Annotated in this window: 2 protein-coding genes; both read right to left on the bottom strand. The window is 36.4% G+C overall.

Going from position 1 to position 2,771, the window contains the following annotated elements:
- Positions 1 to 309: 309 nt before the first annotated feature.
- Complete coding sequence (locus AFK68_RS03070) at positions 310 to 909, bottom strand: CPP1-like family protein (protein ID WP_094671536.1); 600 nt, start codon at positions 907 to 909, stop codon at positions 310 to 312.
- A gap of 663 nt (positions 910 to 1,572) precedes the next feature.
- Positions 1,573 to 2,409 (bottom strand): peptidoglycan editing factor PgeF, encoded by an 837-nt coding sequence (gene pgeF / locus AFK68_RS03065; RefSeq protein ID WP_094671534.1) that lies wholly within the window; start codon positions 2,407 to 2,409, stop codon positions 1,573 to 1,575.
- Positions 2,410 to 2,771 lie beyond the last annotated feature (362 nt).

The following is a 2,771-nucleotide window of genomic DNA, read 5'->3' as shown; positions in this document are numbered from 1 at the left end:
TCTGACTTACTCAAATCAATGACTCAAAATTTCCTTAACCCTAAAAGCTATAGTTTTTCAGTAATAAATCAGAAAAATTTAGAAGTAAAACACCAGAATAAAATTCTGGCTTCTTTTTCATTCCCTCTGACTTACTCAAATCAATGACTCAAAATTTCCTTAACCCTAAAAGCTATAGTTTTTCAGTAATAAATCAGAAAAATTTAGGAGAAAAATACCATAATTTCTTTTTTCCTTTTCCTTCTCCCTTCCACCTTCTCCCTTCCACCTTCTCCCTTCTTCCTTCCACCTTCTTCCTTCTCTAAAAAACTAACGCAAAAAACAACTAATCATCCATAACACCAAAAAAGTTACCAAAGTAATAAATATTTCTGTTGCTAAACCAGTTGCCAAAGCACTCAGTATTTGTCCTAAAATTAATCCAAAAATTAAACCACCAACTGTTAACAAAACAGCACGGCCAAACTTATTTTCTTTACGGTTAAGGAAATAAAGACAACCACCAACTCCCAAAGCCAAAGTTAACTGTAAGCTAGAAGGCTGAATAATACTAATTGCCCCTAAGACCACATATATACCAGTAGGCCAGATAATATCAGCTTGACTAGGAGTATCAATCAAATTTTGTAGCCAAACAGGTCCTTGATTAGTTGGCCCTGAACCTAGGGTATCAGGAGCCTTTTTTGTTTGCCTTTCAGGAAACCGAATACGCTCAGGCACTTTAATTTTGCCTTCTTGACGCAACCGTAGACGGTCCATCAAAATAGCATCATAAGCAGCTTCAATATTTTCCATAACTTTCCGATCATCACCGTGCTGTTGCTTCAAACGTTCCTTTGCTGCTTGAATTTCCTCAAAAGAAGCATCTTCAGTGAGACCAAGTTGTTGATAATGACTCTGATTGCTCATAGGAATTTATTAATAGTCTTTTAAACTGTGACACAATATTCGATTATAGTATTTTAATCTTATCCACTTTTCGAGAAATATGCCTAGTTAACTGTACAAATATCTCTAAGTAAGAGGGAACAAGGAACAAGGAACAAGGAACAAGGCTTTAGTTATCTAGGAGAGAAAAAGTAAATATTGAAAAAAAAGGGCAAAATGATCGAGATAACTGTCTAACATAAAACTCTCTAAAATAAATTAGAGTAGCTCTTTTTCAGAATCTGTTAGCGAGATGCACCTTTTTGTAGCATTCTTTTTTCCAAGTAGTATTAGGTTAACACAAGGAAAATAAACAAAATCATCTCAGAAGTATACAGTTTTTTTCCAAATACCTATTATTAACTTGTATTACTTTTGAAAAAAAATAAGGTCAATAGCCTCCCCTTGGATAGGAGATGAAAAAAACAGCTTCGGTATTTCAAAGCTCTGACTTCAGCGGTCGGTAATGATAACTGATAACTGAAATGACTTAATCTCATACCATTTCACTTTAAGGATCTCACAAATAGTTTCAAAGTTCTAATGTCAAATAATTCCTTGAAACTACTGAATAACAAAGTTTTCTGTTTATTAAAAATAACTTTTGACTTTTTAATTGTGACTTTTGACTTCCGTGCAACGGTATCAGCCACTAACTATTCCTGACCACTGCACCTTTTTCTGTTTTTCACGCCGATAAGAGAAAAAATAGTCCGGTTGTTGATAAGTACAATAAGGAGCGATCGCCACCTGTTTATTACTAATACCTAACTGTTCCAATTGTAAGAAATTAACTAAACGAACATCTAAGCGAACTTTTCCCGGTTCAGGATCGGATAAAATTGGTGAGTTTGGCAAAAGCTCCAGAAAATGCAAAATATCTTCAATACTTGTCTTCCCTATTTCTGGAAAAATAGTCATTCCCACCTGAGCTGCCACCTCTTCAGAGACTTGATAAACCTCTCCAGCAATAGCCGGACCAAGGACAACCAACAAATCAGATAATTGACTCCCGTGGACCTGAAAACCTGCCAATGCCACGGGGATAATTTTTGCCGCAGTACCACGCCATCCAGCATGAATGGCCGCTACTTGTCCCGTTTTTTGGTCAGCAATTAGAGCAGGAACACAGTCAGCACTACATACCCAAACTGCTTGTTTTGCTTTTTCAGTGAGTAGGCCATCAGCTTCGGCATAAGTTGCTTCAGTTTCAAGAGTAGATTTCCCTGTTGTAAGTACAGTATTACCATGTACTTGTTTGACACGATATACCTCAGCAGAGGGATGTAAGACATCTACTAATTCTGTCGGTGTGCTAGGGGAAAAATGGTGAGTAAAAAAACCATGAGGCCAATTTTGTAAAAGGCTACAGGTGAGGTAAGGTTGTCCTTGCCATTCTTGCCAATGCCAAGTTACATCATTTTTACTCAAACCTTCGTAGTATTTGTTTAATTTTTGTGAATCAGGGTTAGCTATAGTCATCAGAATTAGTATTGTTGGAAGTTTAGATTTTTATTTTGCCATCCTCCCCGACTATGCTGCACTAATAATTTTTCTCATGGTTATCCATTTCAAAGTATTTCAGGAAATGAAACTACTATTGCGTAGGTCGCAATAGAAAAAAATTTCATCCTCCATCTAGGAGTGCTTAAGAAAATGAAACTACTATTGCGTAGGTCGCAATAATAAAGGAGAGAAAAATTTCATCATCCAACTTCGTGAGCTTCAGGGAATGAAACGACTATTGCTCCATAGGCAATAGAAGAAAATTTTCATCATCCACCTCCGGGAGCTTCAGGGAATGAAACTACTATTGCTCTATACGCAATAGAAGAAAATTTTCA

This window comes from Hydrocoleum sp. CS-953, assembly GCF_002260545.1.
Lineage (GTDB): Bacteria > Cyanobacteriota > Cyanobacteriia > Cyanobacteriales > Microcoleaceae > Trichodesmium.
This window is presented reverse-complemented; position numbering and strand designations above follow the sequence as displayed.